This window comes from Azospirillum thiophilum (genome assembly GCF_001305595.1).
Lineage (GTDB): Bacteria > Pseudomonadota > Alphaproteobacteria > Azospirillales > Azospirillaceae > Azospirillum > Azospirillum thiophilum.
In genome coordinates, this window is the sequence record NZ_CP012403.1 from 711414 (window position 1) to 732696 (window position 21283).

The 21283-nt window shown below is 72.2% G+C and carries 3 protein-coding genes; all 3 read left to right on the top strand.

The annotated features are described in order from the left end of the window. The first annotated feature begins 34 nt into the window (after nt 1-34). Genes AL072_RS22310 through AL072_RS22320 form a run of 3 tightly spaced genes read left to right on the top strand, consistent with a single transcriptional unit; the run spans nt 35 to nt 21206 of the window. Nucleotides 35-6718 carry a non-ribosomal peptide synthetase gene (locus AL072_RS22310; RefSeq protein ID WP_045584373.1) on the top strand — a complete coding sequence of 2228 codons (6684 nt, stop codon included), beginning with the start codon at nt 35-37 and terminating at the stop codon, nt 6716-6718. Next, nucleotides 6715-13278 carry a non-ribosomal peptide synthetase gene (locus tag AL072_RS22315; protein WP_052710261.1) on the top strand — a complete coding sequence of 2188 codons (6564 nt, stop codon included), beginning with the start codon at nt 6715-6717 and terminating at the stop codon, nt 13276-13278. The genes AL072_RS22310 and AL072_RS22315 overlap by 4 nt, the downstream gene beginning before the upstream one ends. Beyond that, on the top strand, nt 13275-21206 hold the full coding sequence (locus AL072_RS22320) for a non-ribosomal peptide synthetase (protein ID WP_052710262.1): 7932 nt from the start codon (nt 13275-13277) through the stop codon (nt 21204-21206). Before AL072_RS22315 ends, AL072_RS22320 begins: the two co-directional genes overlap by 4 nt. The last annotated feature ends 77 nt before the right edge of the window (nt 21207-21283 follow it).

The following is a 21283-nucleotide window of genomic DNA, read 5'->3' on the forward strand; positions in this document are numbered from 1 at the left end:
GGGGCGCGCCCTTCTGCCTGCACAGGTGACTCCCATGGACAACCGTTCAGACGCCGCCTCCCTTTCGTCGGCCCGGCCTGCGCGCATCCCCGCCGAGACGCTGGTCGGCACGTTGCTCGGACGGGCCGCGGAGACGCCCGACGGCATCGCCCTGCGCTTCATCGCCGAGGGGACGGACGACCCGCTCAGCTATGCGGAGCTGGATCGGCGGGCGCGCGCCATCGCCGTCCGCCTGCGCGGGCGGGCCGGGCCGGGCGACCGCGCCGTCCTGCTGCTGCCGAGCGGTCCCGATTATGTCGCCGCCTTCTTCGGTTGCCTCTATGCCGGCGTCATCGCCGTGCCGGCCTATCCGCCGGAATCGGTCCGGCCGCAGCATCTGGCCCGGCTCCAGGGCATCCTTGCCGATGCGCAGCCGCGCTTCATCCTGACGGATTCGGTCCTGCACGGCATGCTGCTGGAGGCATGCCGGGCCATGGCGGGCGGCGGAACGCCGGAGCTGCTGGCGGTGGACGGAGTGGATGGCGGGCTTGCCGGCGACTGGTCGATGCCGCCGCTGTCAGGCGAGGACATCGCCTTCCTGCAATACACCTCCGGCTCCACCTCGGCGCCCAAGGGGGTGCGGGTCAGCCACGGCACCCTGATCGCCAACGAGCGGCTGATCCATCACGGCTTCGGCATCGGCCCCGACGACTGCATCGTCAGCTGGCTGCCGTTGTTCCATGACATGGGCCTGATCGGCGGCCTGCTGCAGCCGATCCACACCGGCATTCCCTGCGTGCTGATGTCGCCGCGCTATTTCCTGGAGCGGCCGCGGCGCTGGCTGGAGGCCATCGGCCGCTATGGCGGCACCATCAGCGGCGGGCCCGACTTCGCCTTCCGCCTGTGCTGCGAGCGCATCGCCGACGGCGCGCTGGAGGGGCTGGATCTGCGGTCCTGGCGCCTTGCCTTCTCCGGCTCCGAGCCGATCCGTCCCGACACGCTGGCCCGCTTCGCCGAGCGCTTCGCCCCGGCGGGGTTCGATCGCCGGTCCTATTTCGCCTGCTACGGGCTGGCCGAGGCGACGCTGTTCGTCACCGGCGGCCGGCGCGGGGAGGGCATCACCCTGGCGCCGTTCGACGGGCCGGCGCTGGCGGCGAACCGGGCGGTGCCGGCGGCGGCCGGCGCGGCGGCGACGGTGCTGGCCGGCTGCGGCCATGTGCAGCCCGATCATCCCGTGCGGCTGGTCGATCCGGCCAGCGGCGCGGAGGTCGGAGAGGGAACGGTCGGCGAGATCTGGGCCGGCGGACCCAGCATCGCCGACGGCTATTGGAGCAATGCGGAGGCGACGGCCCGCAGCTTCGTCGAGCGTGACGGCATCGTCTGGCTGCGCACCGGCGACCTGGGATTTCTGAAGGACGGCGAGCTGTTCGTCACCGGCCGGCTCAAGGACATGCTGATCGTGCGCGGCCAGAACATCTATCCGCAGGATCTGGAGCGCAGCGTCGAGGAAGAGGTCGAGGTCGTCCGCAAGGGGCGGGTCGCCGCCTTCGCCGTCGAGCAGGATGGCCGCGAGGGGATCGGCATCGCCGCCGAGATCGGCAGGACGGTGCTGAAGCTGGTGACGCCGGAGGCGCTGTGCGGCGCCATCGCCGCCGCGGTGGCCGACGCCTGCCAGGAGGCGCCGGCGCTGGTCGCCCTGCTGGAGCCGGGCGCCCTGCCCAAGACCTCCAGCGGCAAGCTGCAACGCTCCGCCTGCCGGTCCCTGCTCGACGCGGGCGAACTGCCGGCCTTTCATGTCCAGCGCCGGGGAGCGGCGGCTTCGGCCGCGGACACCGCTCCCCGTCCCCTGACGGGGCGGGAATGCGAGGTCGCCACGGTCTGGGCGGAGGTGCTGGGAACCGCCGTCACCGATGCCGGGGCCCATTTCTTCGCGTTGGGCGGCAATTCCGTGTCGGTGGTGCAGGTGGTCGCCCGGCTGCGCGAGCGCTGCGGACTGGCGGCCGACGTCGCCGACCTGTTCCGCCATCCGACGTTGGCGGAGTTTGCCGGCCGGCTGTCCAACGCCGTCCCCGCCATGCTCCGGGCGGCGTCGCCGCAGACAGGCGGGACGGAGCGCATCGCCGAACCGTCGGCGGCCCAGGCCCGCATGTGGTTCAACTGGAAGCTCGACCCGCGGGACTGCGGCTACACCATTTCCGGGCGGGTCCAACTGCGCGGGCCGCTGCGACGCGATCTCGTCCAGGCGGCGGTCGACGTGCTGGTCGGTCGCCACGAGAGCCTGCGCACCGTCTTCCGCGAGGAGGCCGGCCGGCCGGTTCAGCTTGTGCGGCCCGCCGGAACGCTGCCGGTCGCCGTCCGTCTCGCCGATCTGTCCGGCGACGGGGACCGCGAAGCCGCGCTGCGCCGCCTGCTGGAGGAGGAGGTCCGCGCGCCCTTCGATCTGGTGGACGGCCCGCTGATGCGGGTGCAGCTGATCGCCTGCGACGCCGACGACCATCATCTGCAGGTCACCCTGCATCACGCCATCGCCGACGGCTGGTCGATGAACGTCCTGCTCGACGAGTTCGGCGAGGCCTATGCCGCCGGCTGCGAGGGCAGGGCGCCCGAGCTGCCGGCACTGGCCGTCCAGTATGCCGACGTCGCCCGCTGGCAGCGCGACCTGCTGGAGGCGGGGGAGGGGGCACGCCAGCTCGCCTATTGGGCCGGCCGGCTGGGCGACCGACAGCCGGTGCTGGACCTGCCGGCCGACCGTCCGCGCTCCGCCGGCGGCAGCCAGCGCGGGGCGGCGGTCCATTGCGCCATCGACGACGGGCTCGCCACCGGCCTGCGTGCGCTGGCGCGGCGGATGGGGGTGACGCTGCCGACCCTGCTGCTCGCCAGCTACGCGGCATTACTGCACCGCTATTCCGGCCAGGACGACATCCGCGTCGGCTGCACGCTGGCCAACCGGCGCAGCGTGGACAGCGAAAGGCTGATCGGCTTCTTCGTCAACATGGTGGTGCTGTGCGCCGACCTGTCGGACGATCCCGCCTTCGACGCGCTGCTCCGCCGGATCGGCGAGGCGGCGCTCGACGCCCAGGCCAACCAGGATCTGCCCTTCGACCGGCTGGTGGAGGAGTTGCAGCCCCAGCGCGACCTTGCCCACCATCCGCTGTTCCAGGCCGCCTACGACCACCAGTGGCAGCGGCTGGACGGTCTCGACCGGCTGCCGGGCCTGCGGGTGGAGTCCGTCGAGCATCTGCAGCTCGCCACCCAGTTCGACCTGATCCTGCACACCACCGAGCGGGCCGGACCGGACGGGACCGGCCGGCTCGGCGCCTTCTTCACCTACAGCCTCGACCTGTTCGAGCCGGAAAGCGTGGAGCGGATGGCGCGGCACTGGCTGACCCTGCTGCGCGGCATCGTCGCCGACCCGGCGCTGCCGGTCACCTGCCTGCCGCTGATGGATGCGGCGGAGACGGCGGCGCTGGTCGCCGGCTGGAACGCCCCCGTCCGCAACATCGCCCGCCGTCCGGCACCGCTTCCGGCCGACGCCCCCGGCCTACATGCCCGCATCGCGGCCCAAGCGCACCGGCATCCCGATGCCCCGGCCGTGACCTGCGATGGCCTGACCCTGAGCTATGGCGAGCTCGACCGCCGCAGCGACCGGCTGGCGCGGCAGCTGCGCGGGCTCGGCGTCGGGCCGGACCGGCTGGTCGGGCTGGCGGCGGAGCGCTCCTTCGACCTGATCGTCGGCATGCTCGGCATCCTGAAGGCGGGCGGCGCCTATCTGCCGCTCGACCCCTCCTATCCCGCCGACCGGCTGCTCTACATGCAGGCCGACAGCGGCATCGGGCTGGTCGTCACCCAGGCCCATCTGCGCGGCAAGCTGCCGCTGGCCGATGGTGTGCAGGCGATCTGCGTCGGCGAGGAGCCCGACGCGCCGGACGGACCGCCGCCGGATGGACCGCCACCGGACCTGGGCCGGGCCGGATCGCTCGCCTACTGCATCTACACGTCGGGGTCCACCGGCCAGCCGAAGGGCGTGGCTGTCACCCATGCCAATGTGCTGCGGCTGTTCGATGCCTGCCCGCCCGACATGCGCTTCGACCGGCACGACGTCTGGGCGCTGTTCCATTCCTATGCCTTCGACTTCTCGGTCTGGGAAATCTTCGGCGCCCTGCTGCATGGCGGGCGGCTGCTGGTGGTGCCCTACTACACCAGCCGGTCGCCGGCCGACTGCTTCGCCCTGCTGCGGGACGAGGGAGTGACGGTGCTGAACCAGACGCCGTCCGCCTTCCGGCAGCTGGTGCCGGTGGCTCTGGGCTCGCCGCGCGACTCCCTGTCACTCCGGCTGGTGGTGTTCGGTGGCGAAGCGCTGGAGATGGAGAGCCTGCGCGGCTGGTTCGAGCATTTCGGCGACAGCCGTCCGCTGCTGGTCAACATGTACGGCATCACCGAGACCACCGTCCATGTCACCCATCGCCTGCTTGCCATGGCCGACCTGCCGAAGCCCGGCGAGGTAACCGACCAGCCGGAAGCCGGTGCCCCGGTCGGCATGCCGCTCGGCGACCTGCGCTGGTACTTCCTCGACCGGCATCTCCAGCCGGTGCCGCCCGGCGTGGCGGGTGAGATCCATGTCGGCGGAGCCGGGCTGGCGCGGGCCTATCTGAACCGTCCCGGCCTGACCGCAGGGCGTTTCGTCGCCGATCCCTTCGGCGGTTCCTTTGGCGATCCGGGTGGGCGCCTCTACCGCAGCGGCGATCTCGCGCGCTTTCGGCCCGATGGCCGGGTCGAGTATCTCGGCCGGGCCGACCAGCAGATCAAGCTGCGCGGTTTCCGCATCGAGCCGGGCGAGATCGAGGCGGCGATCCGCCGCCAGCCCGCCGTCGCCGACGCCGCCGTGCTGCTGCGCGGCGATGCGGCCGACCGCCGTCTCGTCGCCTATGCCGTCGCCGACGAGGCGGCCCTGCGCGACCGGCCGGAGGAGGTGAGCGGCGAGCTGGTCGGGCAGTGGAACACGGTGTTCGACGGCACCTATTCGCGCGCGGACGCTGCGGCAGGACCGGGCTTCACCGGCTGGAACGACAGCTACGACGACCGGCCGATCCCCGAGGCGCAGATGCGGGAATGGCTGGATGCCACAGTCGCGCGCATCCTGGCCTTGGCCCCCGAACGGCTGTTGGAGATCGGCTGCGGCGTCGGTCTGCTGACCCAGGCGGTGGCGCCGCACTGCGCCGTCTATCATGGAACCGACTTCTCGGCACAGGCCATCGCCGATCTTGGCGCCTGGGCGGCCGGGAGGCCGGAACTGGCCCATGTCCGGCTCAGCCGGCGCGAGGCCACCGATTTCGCCGGGGTGGAGGAAGGCGGCTACGACACCGTCGTCATCAACTCCGTCGCCCAGTATTTTCCTGACGGCGACTATCTGCTGCGCGTGCTGGAGGGAGCGGTCCGGGCCTTGCGGCCGGGCGGGCGCATCTTCCTGGGTGATCTGCGGCCGCTGCATCTCCAGCCGCTGTTCCATGCGTCGGTGGCGCTCTGGCGGGCGGAGGCGCAGGCGAGCCCCGCCCAGCTGCGCGCCCGCGTGGTCCGCGCCACGGCCGAGGACGGCGAACTGCTGCTCGCCCCCGGCTTCTTTGCCGCCCTGCGCGGCCGGATTCCGGGGATCGGCCGCATCGACATCGACCTGCGCCGCGGCCGGGCCGACAACGAGCTGACCCGCTACCGCTTCGACGCCGTCCTGCACATCGGTGCGGAGGAGGTGGCGCCGGCCGGCGGCTGGCGCGAGGCCGGGGAAGACCTGCCCCGCCTCGACCGCCTGCTGGCGGAGGAGCGGCCCGCCGGCCTGCGGATCGCCGGGATCGCCAACCGCCGGCTCGCCCGCGACCTCGCCGCCTGGACGGCGATGTCCGCCGCATCCTCGCCCGCGGCAGACGCATTGCGGGAGCGGATCGACCGGCTGGACCCCGCCGGCGCCGATCCCGACGCCTACCGGGCGCTCGCCGAGGCGCATGGCTACCGCGCCCGCATCGGCTGGAGCGTCGGTCCGGACGGTGCCGGCGATGCGGACGGCCGCTTCGACGTGGAGATCTTCGATCCGGCGCGGCTGGAGCGTTCCCCGGCGGTGTCCGAACCGGCGACTGCCGGCGGCTGGCGCGCGCAGTGCAGCGACCCTCTGCTCGCCCGGCAGCGGCGGTCCTTCGCGCCGCACCTGCTGTCCGCCCTGCGCGGCAGCCTGCCGGCGCATATGGTGCCCTCCCAGCTGTTGCGCGTCGACCGGCTGCCGCTGACCGTCAACGGCAAGCTGGACCGCGACCGGCTGGCCGACCATGACCAGCCCATGCAGGTGACCGCCGCCGCCCATGTCCCGCCGGAAAGCCCGGTGGAGCAGGCGCTGGCCGCCATCTGGGCGGAGGTGCTTGGCCTCACCCGTGTCGGCCTGGACGACGACTTCTTCGAATTGGGGGGCCATTCGCTGCTGGCGACCCAGGTGGCCTCGCGCATCGCGGCCGATCTGGGGGTGACGCTGGACATCCGCGCCCTGTTCGAGGCGCCCGTCCTGCGGAGCCTTGCCCGCCGGGTGGAGGAGCGGCGTGCCGCCGCCCAGCCGGCCGCCGCATCCGCCATCGAAGACGAGCTGACCGCCGCGCTGAAGGCCATCGAAGGCCTGTCGGAGGTCGAACTGAACGCGCTCGCGGATGCCGCCCTGACCGGCGGCGCCAATACAGACAGTGCCAATACGGGGACCGCCCGATGACCCGCAGCCCGTCCACTCCGTCCCAGCCGACCGTCCCGGCCATCTCCCTCGACGGTCTGTCGCACAGCCAGCGCCGGGCGCTCGCCGCCGTTCTGGCCGCCAAGGGCATCGACATCCATACCCGGCTTCCGATTCCCCGCGCCGACCGGTCGGCGCCGCTGCCGCTCTCCTATGCGCAGCAGCGGCTGTGGTTCCTCTGGCGGATGGACCCCGGCGGAGCGGCCTACAACATTCCCGGCGCCATCCGGGTGACCGGGCCGCTCGACCCCGTCCTGCTGGAGGCGGTGTTCGCCCATCTGTCGGACCGGCACGAGGCGCTGCGCACCAGTTTCGCCGAGCATGACGGCCAGCCCGTCCAGGTCATCCATCCCCGGCTGGCGCCGGTGCTCGCCGCCATCGACCTGTCGGCGCTTGCCCCTGCCGAACGCGAGGCGCGCGCACGGGATCTGGTGCGCGAGGAGGCGCTGGCCCCCTTCGACCTCGGCACCGGGCCGCTGCTGCGGCTGACGCTGGTGCGGTTGGCGGCGGCGGAGCATCTGCTGCTGGTCACCCTGCACCACATCGTCGCCGACGGCTGGTCGGTGGAGCGCTTCCTGGCGGAATTCGCCAGCAGCTACGACGCCCTGCGGGCCGGATGCCCGCCCGACCTGCCGGCGCTGCCGGTCCAGTATGCCGATTACGCCCAGTGGCAGCGCGACTGGCTGGAGGCCGGGGAGCGCGACCGGCAGCTCGCCTACTGGCGCGACCGGCTCGGCACCGAGCACCCGGTCCTGTCGCTGCCGTTCGACCGGCCGCGTCCGGCGGTGCTGGGCGCCCATGGCGGCACGGTGGCCTTCCGGCTGGGCGGGCGGCGCAGCCGCGACCTGAAGGCGCTGGCCCAGGCCCGCGGCGTGACCCCCTTCGTCCTGCTGCTGGCCGCCTTCAAGCTGCTGTTGATGCATCATAGCGGCGAGACCGACCTGCGGGTCGGCGTGCCCTTCGCCAACCGCAACCGCAAAGAGACGGAAGGGGTGGTCGGCTTCTTCGTCAACACCCTGGTCCTGCGCAGCCGGCTGGACAGCCGCGAGGGCTTCGGCACCCTGCTGGCCCGGCTGCGCGACACCGCGCTGGAGGCCCAGGCGCATCAGGATCTGCCCTTCGAACAGCTGGTCGAGGCGCTCCAGCCCGAACGCCGCCTCAGCCACAACCCGCTGTTCCAGGTGAAGTTCAACTACGGCTTCGACACCTCCACCCTGCCGGCACCGGAGGGGCTGGCGCTGGCGCCCGAACCGACCGAGTTCCTGGGCGCCCATTTCGACCTGGCGCTGGATATCGCCGATGCCCCGGAGGATTTGCACGGCTCGATGACCTATGCCCGCGACCTGTTCGACGTCGCGAGCGTGGAGGGTCTGGTCGCCGACTATCGCGGTCTGCTGGATGCCGTCCTGCGCCAGCCCGACGCCCCGCTCTGGCGCCTGCGTCCGCAAGGCTGCGCTCCGGCCGGCGAGGCCGTCAGCCGGCGCGATCCGGCGCCGGGCGTGCTGGAGCTGTGGAACGCCCGTGTCGCGGCCGATCCGGAAGCCGTCGCGGTGTGCGACAACGGGCGGACGCTCACCGTGCGTGAGGTGGACGGCCTTGCCAACCGGCTGGCGAACGAGCTGCGCGAAGCCGGCGTCCGGCCGGGCGACCGGGTGCTGTTGTGTTTCGAGCGCTCCTGCGGCCTGATCGCCGCGCTGCTCGGCGTCATGAAGGCCGGAGCCGCCTATGTGCCGCTCGATCCGTTCCAGCCGGCGGAGCGGCTGCGCCGCCTCGCCCTGTCCAGCGGTGCCCGCCGTGCCGTCGCGGCGGGGGCGACATCGGCCGCCGCGCAGGCGACCGGGCTGCCTTGCCTCGACCTCGACGGTCCGCACATCGCGGCAAGGCCGGACCGCTTCGACGGCCCGGTCCCGGCCGGAGCGCTTCCGGCCTACGTCATCTACACCTCCGGCTCGACCGGCGAACCCAAGGGGGTCGTCGTCAGCCACGGCGCGCTCGGGAGCTATCTGTGCGGCGTTCTGGAGCGTCTGGCCGTGCCGAAGGGCACCTCCATGGCGATGGCCTCGACCGTCGCCGCCGACCTGGGGCACACGGTGCTGTTCGGCGCGCTCTGCCACGGCGGCGCCCTGCATCTGGCCGACGACGCCACCGCGCGCGATGCCGACCGCTTCGCCGGCTGGATGGCAGCGTGCGGCGCCGGGGTCCTGAAGATCGTGCCGAGCCATCTGCGCGGCCTGCTCCATGCCGACCGCGCCGCCGACGTGCTGCCGCGGGATCTGCTGGTCCTGGGTGGAGAGGCCTGCGACGGCGGGCTGGTGGAACGGGTGCGGCGGTTGCGGCCGGGCCTGCGCGTCCTCAACCACTATGGCCCGACCGAGACGACGGTCGGCGTCCTCACCCACGAGATTCCGGCAGCCGTGCCGCCTGTCGTTCCGCTGGGCCTGCCGCTGGCGGATGTCCGCGCCTGCGTGCTCGACGCCGACCTGGAGCCGGCGCTTCCCGGGGCCGTCGGCGAGCTGTACCTCGGCGGCGACAGCCTTGCCGACGGCTATCTCGGCCAGCCGGCCCTGACCGCGGCCCGCTTCGTTCCCGATCCGCAGCCGCGCCGGCCGGGCGACCGGCTCTACCGCACCGGCGACCGTGTCCGCCTGCGCCGGGACGGAGTTCTGGAGTTCGTCGGCCGCCTCGACGATCAGGTGAAGATCCGCGGCCACCGCGTCGAGCCCGGAGAGGTCGCCCTGATCCTGAAGTCCCTGCCCGGACTGGCGGACGTGCTGGTGGTCGCCGGCACCGCCGACCATGGCCCGGCCGCCGGGCAGCTGATCGCCTATTGCGTGCCTTCCGCCGCAAAGCCCGATATCGCGGCCCTGCGCGAGACGGCTGCGGGCCTGCTGCCGGATCACATGGTCCCGGCCCATTGGGTGACGCTGGACCGCCTGCCGCTGACCGCCAACGGCAAGCCGGACCGCAAGGCCCTGCCGGTCCCGGCCGCCGCCGAACCGGCGCCTCAAAACGTGATGACGGAGACGGAGCAACGCCTCGCCCGCATCTGGACCGAGGTCTTGAAGCGTGAGGCGGTGGATGTCGGCGCCAGCTTCTTCGCCCTGGGCGGCGATTCGATTCTCAGCCTGCAGCTGATCGCCCGCGCCCGCAAGCAAGGATTGAAGTTCACCCCGAAACAGCTGTTCGAGGCGCAGAGCATCCGCGCGCTCGCCGTCCTGTTGGATGCCCGGGCGCAAGGCAGCGCTCCGGTTCCAGCCCCGGCCCCGGCCGCGGAGCCGCAGGTCGTGCCGGAAGAGGCGGCGATACCCGCCGTGCCGCGTGGCGACAGCCTGTCCCTGTCCTCCACCCAGCGCCGCCTGTGGTTCCTGTGGCGCCTCGACCCTGCCAGCACGGCCTACACCATCTCGACGGCGCTCCGCCTGCGCGGCCGGCTCGATAGCGAAAGCCTGCGGCGGGCCTTCGCGCTGGTGTCCATGCGGCACGAGACACTGCGCACCCGCTTCATCGATCGGGGCGGCGAGCCCCGGCAGGTCATCGACGCGGATCCCGCCTTCGACTGGACGGTCGAGGCGCTGGAAGACGCCGCGCTGCTGGAAAGCCGGCTGCGCGGCGAGGCAGCCCGTCCCTTCGACCTGGAACGGGGGCCGCTGCTGCGGTTGCGGCTGTTCCGCCTGCCGGGCGGGGACAAGCATGCGCTGTCCCTGGCGATGCACCACATCATCTCCGACGGCTGGTCGATGAACGTCCTGGTGGATGAGATCGCCCAAACCTATGCGCTGCTGGCGGCCGGCCAGCCGGTGGCACTGCCGCCGCCGCCGCTCCAATATGCCGACTATGCCGCATGGCAGGAGCGCTGGATGGAGGGCGCCGAAGCGCGTCGGCAGCTCGACCATTGGCGGGGGCGGCTGGGCGGCGAACAGCCGGCGCTCGATCTGCCGGCCGACCGTCCGCGCCCGCCGATGCAGAGCCATCGCGGCGCGGCGGTGGAGTTCCAACTGGATGCCTCCCTGGTTGCCGGTCTGGTCGCCGTCGGGCGGGAACAGGGGGCGAGCCTCTTCATGGTCCTGCTCGCCGCCTTCGCCGCCCTGTTGCACCGCCACGGCGGCCAATCCGATCTGCGGATCGGCGTGCCGACCGCCAACCGCGGACGGGTCGAGTTGGAAGGGCTGATCGGCTTTTTCGCCAACACCCAGGTCCTGCGCATCGAACCCGACGGGCGCCTGCCCTTCGACCGCTTCCTGGCCCATGTGCGCGATGAAGTCCTGGCGGCCCAGGCCAACCAGGAGCTGCCCTTCGACGCCCTGGTGGAGGTCCTGCAACCCGACCGCAGCCTCGACCGCAACCCGCTGTTCCAGGTGATGGCCAGCCACAGCCGGCCGCGTTCCGACGCGCTGCGCCACCTGCCTGGCCTGGACATCGCCGAGTATCCGCGGCTTCACCACGCCGCCCAGTTCGACCTGTCGCTGCACAGCGAGGAGCAGGCCGATGGCTCCCTGCGTGCGACCCTGATCCATGCCACCGACCTGTTCGACGAGGCGACGGTCCAGCGCTTCCGCAGCCATCTGGAGCGTATCCTCCACGGCGTGGTCGAGGCGCCCACGGTGACGCTGGGCTATCTGCCGGTCCTCGACGCCGCCGACTGGCCGGAGGTGCTGCCCACCCCCCGTCATCCGGCCGGTCCGCTTGTTCCCGAGCTGATCTCCGGTCAGGCTGGTGTGCATGGCGGTCTTCCGGCGGTGAGCTTCGGCGGGCGGACGCTGAGCTATGCCGAGCTGGAGGCGCAGGCGAACCGGCTGGCCCACCGGCTGCAGGCGCTGGGCGTCGGGCCGGAGGTGACGGTCGGCGTCGCCGCGGAGCGCTCGCTGGAGCTGGTCGTCGGCCTGCTGGCGGTGATGAAGGCCGGCGGCGCCTATCTGCCGCTCGACCCGGAACTGCCGCCGGCCCGTCTCAAGGCCATGGCTGCGGACGGTGGCATCGCCCTGCTGCTCACCCAAAGCCACCTTGCCGGCCGGCTGGGCGGCGGGGTGGTGCCCCAGGCCGTGCGCCTGCTGCTGCTCGACGCCGAGGACACCGCCGGGCTGCCGGACACGCCGCCGGTCTCCGGGCTGCAGCCGGACAACCTCGCCTACCTGATCTACACCTCGGGCTCCACCGGCACGCCCAAGGGGGCGGGCAACAGCCATGGCGCCCTGCTGAACCGGCTGGCCTGGATGCAGAAGGCCTACGGGCTGGCGCCGGGCGAGCGGGTGCTGCAGAAGACGCCGTTCGGCTTCGACGTCTCGGTCTGGGAGTTCTTCTGGCCGCTGATGGTGGGGGCGCATCTGGTGGTGGCGGCTCCTGGCGCGCACCGCGACGCGGCCCGGCTGGTGGCGCTGATCCGCGAGCAGTCGATCGACACGCTGCATTTCGTGCCCTCCATGCTGCAGGCCTTCCTGGAGGAGCCGGGGGTGGAGCAGTGCACCTGCCTGCGCCGGGTGGTGTGCAGCGGCGAGGCGCTGCCTGCGGCATTGCAGGACCGGCTGTTCGCCCGGCTGCCCGGGGTGGGGCTGTACAACCTGTACGGCCCGACGGAGGCGGCGATCGATGTCAGCCACTGGACCTGCCGATCGGGCGGGGCCGGGGAGGCCGGAGCGGGCGGCAGTGTGCCGATCGGCGTGGCGATCGACAATCTGCGGCTTTATGTGCTGGACGAGTGCCTGAACCCGCTGCCGGCAGGGGCGGTCGGCGAGCTTTACATCGCCGGCGCCGGCCTGGCGCGCGGCTACCATCGGCGGGCCGGGCTGACGGCGGAGCGTTTCGTGGCCGATCCGTTCGCCGGGGACGGCGGACGGATGTACCGGACGGGCGATCTGGCGCGCCGTCGCGGCGACGGGGTGATCGAGTATGTCGGGCGCATCGACCATCAGGTGAAGATCCGCGGCCTGCGAATCGAGCTTGGCGAGATCGAGGCTGCGCTGCGCGGGCATCCGGCGGTACGGGACGCGGTGGTGGTGGCGCGGGACGGCAGCTCCGGCAAGCGGCTGGTCGGCTATGTCGCCGCCGCTGCCGAAGCGGAGCTGCCGCGGCGGTTGCGGGAGCATCTCGGCCGTGATCTGCCGGACTACATGGTTCCGGCCCATATCCTGGTGCTGGAGCGGCTGCCGCTGACCCCCAACGGCAAGCTCGACCGCAAGGCCCTGCCGGAGCCGGAGGCGGATGCCGGCGTCGTGCATGTTCCACCATCCACGGCGACCGAACATGCGCTGGCGGAGGTGTGGCGCGCGATCCTGGGGGTGGAGCGTGTCGGCGCCGCCGACAACTTCTTCGCGCTCGGCGGCCACTCGCTGCTGGCGGCGCGGGTGGCGGCACAGATCCGCGACGGCCTCGCCGTGGATCTGCCCCTGCGCACCCTGTTCGAAGCGCCGACCCTCGCTGCGCTGGCGGCACGGATCGACCGGGAAAAGGCGGACGGCGCTGACGAGGAGGAGATCGGCCGCATGGACGCCCTGCTGTCCGACCTCGAAGCCGATCTCGAGGCCATGCCGCCGGAGGCCGCGCAATGACCACGCCCGTCCAGCACGAACCGGCGCGGCAACCGGCCGACGCGCTCGACCGGATCGCCCGGCGCCTCGACGCATTGCCCGCCGACCGGCAGGAGGAGTTCCTCCGGCGCCTCGCCGAGACGGGAATATCCTTCGCCCGGCTGCCGATCCTGTCGGGCCGCCGGCCGGACCGGCTGCCGCTGTCCCATGCTCAGCGGCGGCTGTGGGTTCTCTGGCAGCTCGACCGCCGCAGCCGGGCATACCACATCCCGATCGGCCTGAGCCTGACCGGCCACCTCGACCGGGAGGCGCTTGCCGGCGCCTTCGCCGATATCCTGGCCCGGCATGAGGTGCTGCGTACCAGCTACCCGGCCCGCGACGGCGAGGCGGAGCAGCGTGTCCATCCCGCCGTTCCGCCGGACATCGGCTGGACCGACCTGTCGGCCCTGGCGCCGGCGGAACGGGACGTCCGGCTGAAAGTCCTGGCAGAAGAAACCGCTGCGACTCCCTTCGACCTGGAAGCGGCACCGCCGGTCCGCCTGCGGCTGGTGCGGCTGGCCGAGGAGGAGCATGCGCTTTTTCTGACGCTCCACCACATCGCCGCCGATGGCTGGTCGGTGAACCGGCTGGTGGAGGAGTTCGCCGCCCTCTATGCCGCCCGGCGGGAGGGGCGGGACGCCGGGCTTCACGCGCTGCCGATCCAGTATGCCGACCATGCGTTGTGGCAGGACCGGCTCCTGCGCAGCGGCGAAGGCGCCCGCCAACTGGATCATTGGCGTGGCTTGCTCGGCGACGAGCAGCCGGAGCTGATGCTTCCGCGCGACGAAGAGGATGTCGGGGATGGCCAGCAGGGGCATGACCGGCGCGAGGCCGGCATCCCGATCCTCCTCGACGATGCCCTGACCGTCCGGCTGCGCAGCGTGGCGGGCAAGGAGGGGGCGACCGTCGCCAATCTTCTGCTGGCAGCCTTTCTGATTCTGCTTTGCCGCCACACCGGGCAGGGTGACTTGCGGGTGGGGGTGCCGGTCGCCGGGCGTCACCGTGCCGAGACCGAGCGCTTGATCGGCCTGTTCGTGAACAGTCTGGTCGTCCGTGCGGACCTGCATGGCGGGCTCGGACTGCATGAGGTGCTGGCGCAGGTCCGCGGCCGGTCGGCCGACGCCCAGGCCAACCAGGATCTGCCCTTCGAGCATCTGGTGGACGCCCTGAAGCCGGAACGCCGGCTCGACCGCAATCCGCTGTTCCAGGTGATGTTCAACCATCAGCATCGCCGGCTGTCGGCGCTGGATCGGATCGCCGGGCTGACGATCAAGCCCCTGCCCGGCGGTCCCCGCGTCGCCCTGTTCGACCTGTCGCTCGAGGTCGAGGAGGATGACGGTGGGTGCATTCGCTGCGATCTGCGCTACGCTGCCGGCCGTTTTGCGGCGGAGCGGATCGCCGCGATGGCGGAGGATTACCGGCGCATCCTCGCCGCCTTCGCCGCGGAGGAGGGTGGTTCCCTCGCCACCATCCGCCTGACGGCCGACGACCGCGCGGACGCCACGCCTGCCCTGTCCGCATGGACGATTCCGGGGGCCGGCCTGTCGCCCGCGACGCAGTTCGATGTCCGCGCGACGGAGACTCCCGAAGCCGTCGCCCTGGTGGCCGATGGACGGCCGGTGACCTTCGGTGCCTTGAAGGACCGGTCGGACCGGTTGGCCCGGCGGCTCCGCGCGCTGGGTGTCGGACCGGATGTCCGGGTTGGGCTGGCGGTCGAGCCGTCGCCCGCCATGGTGGTCGCCCTGCTGGCGATTTTGAAGGCGGGCGGGGGCTATGTGCCGCTCGATCCCCGGCTTCCCCGCGACCGTTTGGCGGGTATGATCGCCGACAGCGGCATGATTCTGATGCTGGCACAGGACAGCGTGCTTGGGTCGGTGCCGGCCGGGTTGACCTGCCTGACGCTGGACACCGACGGGGCATGTGTGGACGGGCCGGAGGCCGAGGGCACTCCTCCGGCGCCGCTGGACACGGCATTGGCCTATCTGATCTACACCTCCGGTTCGACCGGGACGCCCAAGGGCGTCATGGTCTCCCACGGGGCGCTCGCCCGCCACTGTCTGGCTGCGGCCGAGGCTTACGGGATGACTGCCGGGGACCAGCTGCTGCATTTCGCCTCTTTCGGCTTCGATGCCGCGAGCGAACAGATCCTGATGCCCCTGCTGGCCGGGGCCGGCGTCGTTCTCGGCGCCATGGCCGATTCCACGCCGGAACGGCTGGCGGCGCTGATCCGGCGCGACGGCGTCACCGTCGCCGACCTGCCGCCGGCCTATCTCGCCCACCATGCCGAGGCTCTCTCGGCAGCCATGCCCGGCCATCGTCTGCGCGCCTGTATCCTCGGTGGCGAGGCCTGGGACCTGTCGCTCGCCGGCCGTCTTGCCGGCTGGGTCGACGCTGTCTTCAACGCCTATGGGCCGACCGAGGCAGTGATCACTCCGCTGGTCTGGAAGGCCGGCGGAAAGGGGCAGGCCGGAACCGCCCCCATCGGCCGCACCATCGGCGAGCGTCGGGCGCTGGTGCTCGACGGCTCGCTGAACCCGCTGCCGGCCGGAGCGGTCGGCGAGCTGTATCTCGGCGGGTCCGGTCTGGCGCGCGGCTACCTGAACCGCCCCGGCCTGACGGCGGAGCGCTTCGTGGCCGATCCGTTCGCCGGGGACGGCGGCCGGCTCTACCGCACCGGCGACCTCGTGCGCCAGCGGGCGGACGGGGTGATCGAGTATGTCGGCCGCATCGACCATCAGGTGAAGATCCGCGGCTTCCGCATCGAGCTGGGCGAGGTGGAGGCCCGGCTGCGGGCGCAGGAGGGCGTGCGCGAGGCGGCGGTGGTGGCACGGGACGGCAGCTCCGGCAAGCGGCTGGTCGGCTATGTCGTGCCGGCGGCTCGGACGGATGACGGCTTCGTCGAGCGGCTGCGCGCCGGGCTGAAGGCGGCGCTGCCGGACTACATGGTTCCGTCCCACATCCTGGTGCTGGAGCGGCTGCCGCTGACCCCCAACGGCAAGCTCGACCGCAAGGCCCTGCCGGAGCCGGAGGTGGTCTCGTCGGCGGCCCAGGTGGCTCCGCGCAGCGAGGCCGAGCGCGCCCTGGCGGCCTTGTGGTGCGAGCTGCTGCGGCTGGAGAGCGTCGGCGTCACCGACAATTTCTTCGAGCTGGGCGGCGACTCCATCCTCTCCATCCAGCTGGTCAGCCGCGCCCGTCGCCACGGCCTGTCCTTCACCCCGCGCGACGTCTTCGAGCATCAGACCCTGGAGGCGCTCGCCCGTGCCGCCCGCAGCGACACCACAGCGGCTCCGACAGCCGAGCAGGGCCTCGTCACCGGCGCGCTGGCGCTGACGCCGATCCAGCGCTGGTTCTTCGAGGAGGCGATCCCCAACCGCAGCCACTGGAACCAGTCCGTGCTGCTGCGCCTGCGCCGGCCCGTCGATCCGGCGCTGCTGGAGCGTGCGCTGGCGGCCCTGGTCGCCCATCACGACGCCCTGCGGCTGGTCTTCGCGACGGATGGACGCGCGGAGCATCTGGCGCCCGCTGCGCTGCCGCTGCTGCTGTGGCAGCGCTCCGCCGCCGATGCCACGGCACAGGAGCGGCTGTGCGAGGAGGCCCAGCGCAGCCTGGAGCTGGAGCATGGCCCGCTGCTGCGCGCCCTGCTGGTCGAGCGCGGGGATGACGGTTGCCAACGCCTGCTGCTGGCGATCCATCACCTGGTGGTGGACGGCGTGTCCTGGCGCGTGCTGCTGGAGGATCTGCAGCTGGCCTGCACCCAGCTGGAGCGGGGCGGGCCGGTGGCGCTTGCGGCCAAGACGGCGTCCTTCCAATCCTGGGGCGAGGCCCTGCGCAGCCACGCCGCGAGCGAAGCGCTGCGGAATGAGTTGTCCTGGTGGCGCGACAGCCTGGGGGATGCTCCGGCCGGGCTGCCGGGCGTGGTGGAGCCGGTGCCGGCCGATGCGCTGACGGTTGCGAAGTCGGCGGTTGCGCGGACGCGGCTGGATGCGGGCTGGACGAAGCGGCTGCTGTCGTCGGCGCCTGCGGCCTACCGGACGCGGGTGAACGACCTGCTGCTGACGGCGCTGGCGCGGGTTCTGTGCCGGTGGAGCGGCGCGGGCTCGGCGCTGGTGCAACTGGAGGGGCATGGCCGCGAGGAGCTTGTGGCGGGGATGGACCTCAGCCGCAGCGTCGGCTGGTTCACCACCGCCTATCCGGTGCATCTGCACCCCTGCGGGGAGCCCGGCGCGGCGATCAAGGCGGTGAAGGAACAGCTTCGGGCGGTGCCGGCCAACGGCCTTGGCTACGGCGTGCTGCGCCATCTCGGCGACGCGGAGAGCCAAGCGGTGCTGCGGGCGCTGCCCGAGGCGCGGGTGACCTTCAACTATCTCGGCCAGTTCGACGGCAGCTTCGATGCCCAGGCCCGCTTCGTCCCGGCCGACGAGCCGGCGGGAGCCCGTCTCGATCCCGACGCTCCGCTCGGCAATTGGCTGGGCATCGACGGCAGGGTCTATGACGGGGAGCTTGTGTTCGACTGGAGCTACAGCCGGTCCGTCCTGGCGCCGGCGGTGGTGGAGGGGCTGGCTTCGGCCTATGCGGAGGAGCTGCGGGCACTGGTGGCGCATTGCGAGGCGTCGGCGGGCGGGCTGACGCCGTCGGACGTTCCGCTTGCGGGTCTGACGCAGGGGCAGCTGGACACCCTGGCGTTGCCGGCGCGCGAGCTGGAGGACCTCTATCCGCTGAGCCCGATGCAGCAGGGCATGCTGTTCCACGCGCTGGAAGGCGCCGCGGAGGGCGAGAGCCCTTATGTGACGCAGCTCGCCGTCGAGGTCGAGGGCCTGGAGGAGGAGCGGTTCGCCGCGGCCTGGGCCTGGGTGACGTCCCGCCATGCGGTGCTGCGCACCGGCTTCCTGTGGGGCGGCGCGCTGTCGACCCCGCTTCAGGCGGTGTGGGAGCGGGTGCCCGACGCGGTGTCGGTGCTGGACTGGCGGGAGATCGGGCTTGCCGGTGACACGCTGGAGGAGGCTTTGGGGAGGCTGGCGCGGGAGGACCGTGCCCGTGGCTTCGAGCTCGGGCGTCCGCCGCTTCAGCGTGTTCTGCTGGTCCGGCTTGGGCAGGGGCGGCACCGTCTGGTGTGGACCAGCCATCACCTGCTGCTGGACGGCTGGAGCAGCGCGCGCCTGGTGGCGGAGGCGCTGGGCCGCTACCGGGGAGCGGCCGTCACCGGCGCGCCGGGCCGTTACCGCGACTACATCGCGTGGCTCTGCCGGCAGGATGCAGCGGCGTCGGAGCGGTTCTGGCGCGGGCGCCTGTCGGGTCTGGAGGCGCCGACGCTGCTGGCGGCCAGCCTGCCCTGCCGCGATCCGCAGGCGGGGCATGGCGTGGTGCGGCTGCGGCTGGATGGCGGTGCGACGCAGCGGCTGCAGGGCTTTGCGCAGGCGCAGCGGGTGACGCTGAGCACGCTGGTGCAGGGGGCGTGGGCGCTGCTTCTGCAACGCTACGGCGGTCAGGAGACGGTGGCGTTCGGAGCGACGGTGTCGGGGCGTCCGGCGGAGCTTGCCGGGGTCGAGGAGACGCTCGGGCTGTTCATCAACACGCTTCCGGTGGTGGAGCGTCCGCCGTCGGGCGAGCGGGTCGGGGAGTGGCTGCGCGGGCTGCAGCGGCGGAACCTCGAACTGCGCGAGCATGAGCACACGCCGCTGCACGAGGTGCAGCGCTGGGCCGGGGCCAGCCTCGGCACCAGCGGCGGTGCGCGGGCGCTGTTCGACAGCATCGTCGTGTTCGAGAATTATCCGGTCGACGAGGCCATCAGGGACCAGACCGACGACAGCCTGAGGTTCGGCTCCGCAGAAACCGCCGATGACACCCACTATGCGATGACGCTGACGGTCCGGGCCGGCGGCGCGCTGGATTTTGCATTCGGCTACCGGCGCGACCACTTCGACGCCGGTCATGCAGAGGAGCTGTCACAGCTGTTCGGCGGACTGCTGGACCGCATGGCGTCGAATGCCGAAACCCGCGTCGGAATGCTGGAACTGCTGGAGGGCGACCGCCGCCGCCAGGTTCTGGAGAGGTGGAGCGGCCTGACCGATCCAAATCACCCGTCCCTTCCGATCCCGCGCCTGCATCAGCTCATCGAAGCCCAGGTCCGCCGCAAGCCGGAAGCGACCGCCCTGGTCCATCCGGGCGGCAGCCTGAGCTATGGTGACTTGAACGCCCGCGCCAACCGGCTGGCCCGCCTGCTGCGCGCGGAGGGGATCGGGCCGGACGACCGGGTCGCCATTGCGCTCGAACGCTCTCCCGAGCTGGTGGTCGCCATTCTTGCGGTTCTGAAGGCCGGCGCCGCCTATCTGCCGCTCGATCCCGGCTATCCGCCCCAGCGTCTGGCCTACATGCTGGAGGATGGCGGAGCAGCGCTGCTGCTGACCTCGGAGGCGTTGCAAGGCGGCATATCCTTGCCGACCGCTCTGCCGGCGATCCGGCTCGACGCCGACCGGGACCGGCTGGCGGCCTTCGCCGACGACGACCTGCCGCCGGCCGGCACGCCCGACGACCTGATCTACCTGATCTACACCTCCGGCTCCACCGGCCAGCCCAAGGGAGCCGGGGTGACGCAGGCCGGGTTCGTGAACCTGATGCGCTGGTACTGCGACCATGTCGGCTTCGATGCCGGCAGCCGCCTGCTGCTGATGAGTTCGCACGCCTTCGACCTGACCCAGAAGAACCTGTTCGCACCGCTCCTGACCGGCGGTCAGCTGCACATGGCGGGCGACGGCTACGACCCGCAACAGCTTCTGGAGTGGATCGCCCGGCACGGCATCACCGCGCTGAACGCCACCCCCAGCACCTTCCAGCCGCTGGTGGCGCTGGAACGGGATGGGGAGCTGGAGTCCCTGCGCGACGTGATCCTGGGCGGCGAGCCGATCCGCACCGATGCGCTGCGTCCCTGGCTGGACAGGCGGGGTGGGTCGATGCCGCGCATCCACAACAGCTACGGCCCGACCGAATGCGCGGACGTCGTCGCCTTCCATCGCTGGGACGGCATCGCGGCCGACATCCCGACCGGGCGGCCGGTGCCCGGCCTTCGCCTCTACATCCTGGATGGCCGCGGCTGCCCGGTGCCGCCGGGGGTGGCGGGCGAACTGCACATCGGCGGCATCGGGGTCGGGCGCGGCTATCACCGCCAGCCGGGCCTGACCGCCGACCGCTTCGTCCCCGATCCCTTCGGCGAGCCGGGCGGACGGCTCTACCGCAGCGGCGACCTCGCCCGCCATCGTGAGGACGGCGTGATCGAGTATCTCGGCCGCATCGACCAGCAGGTGAAGATCCGCGGCCTGCGCATCGAACTGGGGGAGATCGAGGCGGCGCTGCAGGCGGAGGCGGCAGTCCGGGATGCGGCGGTCGCCGCGGTCGAAGGCCCCGGTGGCGGGCAGCTCTGCGCCTATATCGTCCCCGCCGCGGAGGAAGACCGGCAAGGCGATGCCCTCTGGCCGTTGCTGCGCCGGCGGCTGGGGGAGCGGCTGCCCGACCATATGGTCCCCACCCTCTGGGTCCGGCTGGACCGGCTGCCGCTGACGCCCAGCGGCAAGCTCGACCGGCGGGCGCTGCCCCAGCCCGAGTTGAGGCAGCGGAGCCATGTACCGCCCTCCACGGATCTGGAGCGTCGGCTGGCCGCCCTGTGGGAGGAGCTGCTGCGGGTCGAGCGGGTCGGCCTGGACGACGACTTCTTCGAGCTGGGCGGCCATTCGCTGCTGGCGGTGCAACTGATCGCCCGTCTGCGGTGCGACTTCGGGATCGCCCTGTCGCCCGGCCAGATCTTCGGCAACGCCAGCTTGCGGGCTTTGGCGGCCCATGTCGCCGAACGTCCGGCCGCGCCCGATCCCGGCAAGCTGTCGCGGATGAGCGCGCTGATGGATATGCTGGAATCCGGCTGATCGGCCGGATCAGGCAAGGGATAAGGGGCGCAACCGGCCGGTTGCGCCCCTTTCCCGTTCCGCTTTCCTTGCAGACT